This window comes from uncultured Escherichia sp. (genome assembly GCF_948475835.1).
GTDB lineage: Bacteria > Pseudomonadota > Gammaproteobacteria > Enterobacterales > Enterobacteriaceae > ECMA0423.
In genome coordinates this window covers 1-5,843 of sequence record NZ_CAOLGM010000189.1, presented here as the reverse complement: position 1 = coordinate 5,843, position 5,843 = coordinate 1, and the positions used below count along the sequence as shown (strand labels likewise).

The 5,843-nt window shown below is 47.4% G+C and carries 8 protein-coding genes; 4 read left to right on the top strand and 4 right to left on the bottom strand.

The annotated features are described in order from the left end of the window. Nucleotides 1-303: 303 nt before the first annotated feature. The 4 genes from ghrA to QZF50_RS22270 all read left to right on the top strand — a co-directional run bounded on the left by ghrA (nucleotide 304) and on the right by QZF50_RS22270 (nucleotide 3,205). Nucleotides 304-1,242 carry a glyoxylate/hydroxypyruvate reductase GhrA gene (gene ghrA / locus QZF50_RS22285; RefSeq protein WP_001471345.1) on the top strand — a complete coding sequence of 313 codons (939 nt, stop codon included), beginning with the start codon at nucleotides 304-306 and terminating at the stop codon, nucleotides 1,240-1,242. Nucleotides 1,243-1,296: 54 nt separating this feature from the next. Then, nucleotides 1,297-2,034, top strand: coding sequence for a zinc-binding phosphatase (gene ycdX / locus QZF50_RS22280; RefSeq protein WP_000283664.1), 738 nt, complete (start codon nucleotides 1,297-1,299; stop codon nucleotides 2,032-2,034). Nucleotides 2,035-2,057: 23 nt separating this feature from the next. After that, complete coding sequence (gene ycdY / locus QZF50_RS22275; protein WP_001001902.1) at nucleotides 2,058-2,612, top strand: molecular chaperone YcdY; 555 nt, start codon at nucleotides 2,058-2,060, stop codon at nucleotides 2,610-2,612. A 101-nt stretch (nucleotides 2,613-2,713) separates the two neighbouring features. Beyond that, nucleotides 2,714-3,205 (top strand): DUF1097 domain-containing protein, encoded by a 492-nt coding sequence (locus tag QZF50_RS22270; protein ID WP_001471346.1) that lies wholly within the window; start codon nucleotides 2,714-2,716, stop codon nucleotides 3,203-3,205. Nucleotides 3,206-3,268: 63 nt separating this feature from the next. On the opposite strand, the gene csgG is transcribed toward QZF50_RS22270, so the two are convergent. The 4 genes from csgG to csgD are packed head-to-tail and all read right to left on the bottom strand — an operon-like array spanning nucleotide 3,269 to nucleotide 5,614. Then, on the bottom strand, nucleotides 3,269-4,102 hold the full coding sequence (gene csgG / locus QZF50_RS22265) for a curli production assembly/transport protein CsgG (RefSeq protein WP_001189321.1): 834 nt from the start codon (nucleotides 4,100-4,102) through the stop codon (nucleotides 3,269-3,271). 26 nt (nucleotides 4,103-4,128) lie between these two features. Then, complete coding sequence (gene csgF / locus QZF50_RS22260; protein ID WP_001264088.1) at nucleotides 4,129-4,545, bottom strand: curli production assembly/transport protein CsgF; 417 nt, start codon at nucleotides 4,543-4,545, stop codon at nucleotides 4,129-4,131. Between the two features lie 24 nt (nucleotides 4,546-4,569). After that, nucleotides 4,570-4,959, bottom strand: coding sequence for a curli production assembly/transport protein CsgE (csgE, locus tag QZF50_RS22255; RefSeq protein WP_000833288.1), 390 nt, complete (start codon nucleotides 4,957-4,959; stop codon nucleotides 4,570-4,572). A 4-nt stretch (nucleotides 4,960-4,963) separates the two neighbouring features. Further along, complete coding sequence (gene csgD, locus QZF50_RS22250; RefSeq protein WP_000481500.1) at nucleotides 4,964-5,614, bottom strand: biofilm master transcriptional regulator CsgD; 651 nt, start codon at nucleotides 5,612-5,614, stop codon at nucleotides 4,964-4,966. Between the last annotated feature and the right edge of the window lie 229 nt (nucleotides 5,615-5,843).

Here is a 5,843-nt window from a genome sequence, read left to right as displayed (position 1 = left end):
TCGAACCCCCGATACGTTGCCGTATACACACTTTCCAGGCGTGCTCCTTCAGCCACTCGGACACCTCACCAAATTGTCGTTCCTGTCTTGCTGGAACGGGCGCTAATTTAGGGAAATCATGACCTGAGGTCAACAAACTTTTTGAAAAAATCGCGCGTTTATTCAAACTTCAATCAATGTGTGGTTTTAATAAGCGAAATCTGCTTTTTTTGCCACCGACCACGGATTTGTTATGCTGGTGGCCTTTGTAGATCATAACGATAAGTGCGAATAAATTTCGCACAACGCTTTTCGGGAGTCAGTATGGATATCATCTTTTATCACCCAACGTTCGATACCCAATGGTGGATTGAGGCACTGCGCAAAGCTATTCCTCAGGCAAGAGTCAGAGCGTGGAAAAGCGGAGATAATGACTCTGCTGATTATGCTTTAGTCTGGCATCCTCCTGTTGAAATGCTGGCAGGGCGCGATCTTAAAGCGGTGTTCGCACTCGGGGCCGGTGTTGATTCTATTTTGAGCAAGCTACAGGCACACCCTGAAATGCTGAACCCTTCTGTTCCACTTTTTCGCCTGGAAGATACCGGTATGGGCGAGCAAATGCAGGAATATGCTGTCAGTCAGGTGCTGCATTGGTTTCGACGTTTTGACGATTATCGCATCCAGCAAAATAGTTCGCATTGGCAACCGCTGCCGGAATATCATCGGGAAGATTTTACCATCGGCATTTTGGGCGCAGGCGTACTGGGCAGTAAAGTTGCTCAGAGTCTGCAAACCTGGCGCTTTCCGCTGCGTTGCTGGAGTCGAACCCGTAAATCGTGGCCTGGCGTGCAAAGCTTTGCCGGACGGGAAGAACTGTCTGCATTTCTGAGCCAATGTCGGGTATTGATTAATTTGTTACCGAATACCCCTGAAACCGTCGGCATTATTAATCAACAATTACTCGAAAAATTACCGGATGGCGCGTATCTCCTCAACCTGGCGCGTGGTGTTCATGTTGTGGAAGATGACCTGCTCGCGGCGCTGGATAGCGGGAAAGTTAAAGGCGCATGCTTGGATGTTTTTAATCGTGAACCCTTACCGCCTGAAAGTCCGCTCTGGCAACATCCACGCGTGACGATAACACCACATGTCGCCGCGATTACCCGTCCCGCTGAAGCTGTGGAGTACATTTCTCGCACCATTGCCCAGCTCGAAAAAGGGGAGAGGGTCTGCGGGCAAGTCGACCGCGCACGCGGCTACTAATAAAGCATCAGGATTCCTGCTATCCTTGGCGGGAATTGAATACAGGAGAGAGTTATGTATCCCGTCGACCTTCATATGCATACCGTTGCCAGCACACATGCATATAGCACATTGAGTGATTACATTGCCCAGGCCAAACAAAAGGGCATTAAACTTTTTGCGATCACCGATCATGGCCCGGATATGGAAGATGCTCCGCATCACTGGCACTTCATTAACATGCGTATCTGGCCGCGAGTGGTTGATGGGGTAGGGATCCTGCGCGGCATCGAAGCTAACATTAAAAATGTTGATGGTGAAATTGATTGCAGCGGTAAAATGTTTGACTCGCTGGATCTGATTATTGCCGGTTTTCATGAGCCGGTTTTTGCACCACATGACAAAGCGACCAATACACAAGCGATGATCGCCACTATCGCCAGCGGCAATGTGCATATAATAAGCCATCCCGGAAATCCCAAATATGAAATAGATGTGAAAGCCGTTGCTGAAGCAGCCGCGAAACATCAGGTGGCGCTGGAAATCAATAATTCTTCATTTTTACACTCACGTAAGGGCAGTGAAGACAACTGTCGTGCGGTAGCCGCAGCGGTACGTGATGCTGGAGGTTGGGTGGCATTAGGCTCGGATTCTCACACCGCGTTTACCATGGGGGAATTTGAAGAGTGTCTTAAAATCCTCGACGCGGTAGATTTTCCGCCAGAGCGCATTTTGAATGTTTCTCCGCGCCGCTTACTGAACTTCCTTGAATCTCGCGGTATGGCACCGATTGCGGAATTTGCAGACCTTTAATTACTAGTAATGGAAATATATTAATGAACGAGTTTTCTATCCTCTGTCGTGTGCTGGGTTCGCTCTATTACCGCCAACCGCAAGATCCTTTACTGGTGCCGCTGTTTACCCTGATTCGTGAGGGGAAACTGGCTGCGAACTGGCCACTGGAGCAGGATGAGTTACTGACGCGTTTACAGAAAAGCTGTGATATGGCGCAAGTCTCTGCCGATTACAATGCGTTGTTTATCGGCGATGAATGTGCCGTGCCGCCATATCGTAGCGCATGGGTTGAGGACGCAACGGAAGCGGAAGTGCGCGCTTTTCTTTCCGAACGAGGGATGCCACTGGCGGATACGCCAGCCGATCACATCGGCACATTGCTGCTTGCGGCTTCCTGGCTGGAAGATCAGTCAACGGAAGATGAGAGCGAAGCACTGGAAACACTGTTCAGTGAGTATCTGTTACCCTGGTGTGGTGCGTTCCTCGGCAAAGTGGAGGCCCATGCAACCACGCCTTTCTGGCGCACCATGGCACCGCTAACCCGTGATGCCATTAGTGCAATGTGGGACGAGCTGGAAGAAGATTCTGAAGAGTAAATGTGATCATCGTCACTCATAACTGCAACAGATAATTTGTTGTTGCATAAAATGTGTGCTCGATCTCATTCATGGCCGCGTTTTCTGCTATCATGCGCGGCATGAACATACTTCTCTCTATTGCAATCACAACAGGCATTCTCTCCGGTATCTGGGGATGGGTGGCTGTTTCCCTGGGCTTACTAAGCTGGGCGGGCTTCCTGGGCTGTACGGCCTACTTTGCTTGCCCGCAAGGTGGGCTGAAAGGGCTGGCGATCTCCGCTGCAACCCTGATTAGTGGCGTGGTGTGGGCGATGGTCATTATTTACGGTAGTGCACTGGCACCACATCTGGAAATTCTCGGTTATGTCATAACCGGTATTGTGGCGTTTCTGATGTGTATTCAGGCCAAACAGCTGCTGCTTTCATTTGTTCCGGGGACGTTTATAGGCGCATGCGCGACGTTTGCCGGGCAGGGTGACTGGAAACTGGTGTTACCTTCGCTGGCGCTTGGGCTGGTATTTGGTTACGCAATGAAAAACAGCGGCCTGTGGCTGGCGGCGCGTAGTGCAAAGACGGCTCACCGTGAGCAGGAAATCAAAAATAAAGCGTGAGGGGCACTCACGCTTTCGCTTAAACAGTAAAATGCCGGATGATAATTCCGGCTTTTTTATCTGTCAGGATTCCGGTGGAACCGACATATGGCGGTATTTCACCAGAATGTCGTTCTGCCGTTCTGCTTTGTTCTGCAAATCCCACAGACCACGGTCGATACCATCATTAATCAGGAAAATGACCCCTGTTTCGATAGCCGACATCAGACACAGCATAACGGGTTCGTTTGAGGTGTAACCCACTTCCCCTTCCAGCAAGCGCTGGTAGTCAATAAAGCGGAAAACCCCGGCCTGAACTTCATAGGAAAGTATCGTCTTACTGGTGTTCACCGAGGAGAGGATCTCACCGGTACTCACATTGACGACGCGCAGGTTCACGGCAATCTGATCGAGCTGGTATTGCGTGTCTGCACCGATCCCAAAATATCTTGCCCCAACACCGCCCGATTTAACGTTGCTTTCATAACCGATAATCGAACCTTCAACCATAATATTTGCCGCCGTTAAAGATTGCAGCGGGATTCGGTTATTAATGGCAACCGTGCCGTTTTCTTGTGCCGCACGAATAATCTTGCGCTCGTTAAGCAGGTTTTGTAAGCCCTGGCGCTCCAGCGGTATAAACCAGCGAGAATCTTTCAATGCCGTGACCAGCATTGCCGTGGCGCTTTGCGGAACAGCAGTGGAGAAGTTACTTGCCGGGTAGGGTTTAAATTGCCCGGTTTCGTCCTGAATGTTGTATACCGAAACAAAGATCTTACCCGTCGGCGCTGGCAGATGGGTCAAATCTTTGTAGCTCTGAGCTCGAGGCATTAATGTCGGTCTGGCGGCTTCTTTAGGCGGGGCGGTTAAGCATCCGCTCAGTAACATGACGGCAACCAAAAGAAATAAGCGCTGCATGATTATTTTCCTTATGAAGCTGGGGCTTAAAAATCGGTTGAGTTATTTTGTAAACCCGAAACCTGGATGGTCGAGGTTTGTCCGGTTTTACGATCTGTCACGTTCAACTGCAATTGACCATCGCGGTTAGCAATATCAACAATATAATCGTTGGTCACCATGCGGCCCGGTTTACCGGTATTAATATTCGACAGTAGCCCACCTAAAATTTGTGACTGGATGGCCTGAGTAAAGTTATCTAACGCTGAGGGTGTTTCAATACCAAAGTCATCGTTATAGCTCGGATCTTTATAAGAGTTTTGGGCCTGAGCGCTATTTAATAAAAAAGCGCCATTATTTGGGTTACCACCAAAGTTTGGATTACGGAACTGGAAAGTCATGGTTCCAGCCCAACTTAATGGCGAAATAAGCATGAGTAGAACTACTGCATGTTTGACACGCATTGCAGCCTCCGAACAATTTTTTATTTAGAATTCATCATGCGCCAAATCGCCCGTACTTAATAACGCCTGATTTATCTGGCGACGATTTAGTGCTTCTTCAGTTTGAATCAGTGCAAAGACGACAGTTTTCTCGAAGTCTCTTTTCAACGGAAATAAAAAAGTCTGGAAAATAACGTCCTGATTGACCGTTATAGTGATCCAGCTTCCCCATCGTGCACTGGGCCTTTCATTAATCGTTAAGTTACCCGTATAGTCACTTTCCCATTTATCACTAAAGGCTCGGTAAAAATCATGGCCAATAGATGAAACAGTATGGTCAGTTAACAATCCCGGGACTTCTACCTCAACGGCGTGAAGATTCCCTGCGGCGAACAGAAATTCTGCCGCCACAATCCAGCGTAAATAACGTTTCATGGCTTTATCGCCTGAGGTTATCGTTTGCCCAGGAAACCGCTTGTGTCCGGTTTTTTACGGCTATCTTCTTGAAAAGATTATAAAGATGCGTTTTAACCGTATTTTCGCTGATGAACAACGAACGAGCGATCTCGTTATTAGACGCGCCGATACGCAGCTTATTCAGGATCTCTTTTTCCCGATGAGTAAGGAGGGCTGATTCCGTGCTGTTATAACGATAGTTACCAGAATGTGTAATCAGGTAACTGGCAAGCTTTTGCGTAAAGTAGCATTCGCCGCGCAGGACGCCTTGCAACCCATTGACAACACGTTCTTGATCCTCCATGGCATAAAAAACGCCGTTGATATGAGGCCAGTTTTCAATGTCGCGGTACGGGTAATCTTCAGGCGTATTTAGCAACAATATTTTGATATTGTTGTTTTTCCTGCTCAAAGTATCCTGCCAATAATGGATAAGCTTTTTATCTGCTTCCATCATATCCAGAAGAATAATAGAGCCTGAAGATATATCGTCCAGAGAACGTTGAATATTATGTAATTTTCCTGTAATTGCCAGCGATTGTTTAAGGTGCTGCAAGAGAGCTGTCGCTTGCAAAGACGGTTTAGTGATCAACAATAATGTATGACCATGAATACTATGGACTTCATTAAACATGATGAAACCCCGCTTTTTTTATTGATCGCACACCTGACAGCTGCCTCTAAAATAGAAGCACCAGAAGTACTGACAGATGTTGCACTGCTGTGTGTAGTAATAAATCAGCCCTAAATGGGTAAAATATAAAACTAATGGATTACATCTGATTTCAATCTAGCCATTACAAATCTTAAATCAAGTGTTAAACATGTAACTAAATGTAACTCGTTATATTAAAATGTTAATC

What these genes read in the sequence shown, in the direction of transcription:
- csgG (WP_001189321.1), bottom strand. Translation starts at nt 4,102, where the DNA reads ATGCAGCGCTTATTTCTTTTGGTTGCCGTCATGTTACTGAGCGGATGC.
- QZF50_RS22270 (WP_001471346.1), top strand. Translation starts at nt 2,714, where the DNA reads ATGAACATACTTCTCTCTATTGCAATCACAACAGGCATTCTCTCCGGT.
- ghrA (WP_001471345.1), top strand. Translation starts at nt 304, where the DNA reads ATGGATATCATCTTTTATCACCCAACGTTCGATACCCAATGGTGGATT.
- csgD (WP_000481500.1), bottom strand. Translation starts at nt 5,614, where the DNA reads ATGTTTAATGAAGTCCATAGTATTCATGGTCATACATTATTGTTGATC.
- ycdY (WP_001001902.1), top strand. Translation starts at nt 2,058, where the DNA reads ATGAACGAGTTTTCTATCCTCTGTCGTGTGCTGGGTTCGCTCTATTAC.
- ycdX (WP_000283664.1), top strand. Translation starts at nt 1,297, where the DNA reads ATGTATCCCGTCGACCTTCATATGCATACCGTTGCCAGCACACATGCA.
- csgF (WP_001264088.1), bottom strand. Translation starts at nt 4,545, where the DNA reads ATGCGTGTCAAACATGCAGTAGTTCTACTCATGCTTATTTCGCCATTA.
- csgE (WP_000833288.1), bottom strand. Translation starts at nt 4,959, where the DNA reads ATGAAACGTTATTTACGCTGGATTGTGGCGGCAGAATTTCTGTTCGCC.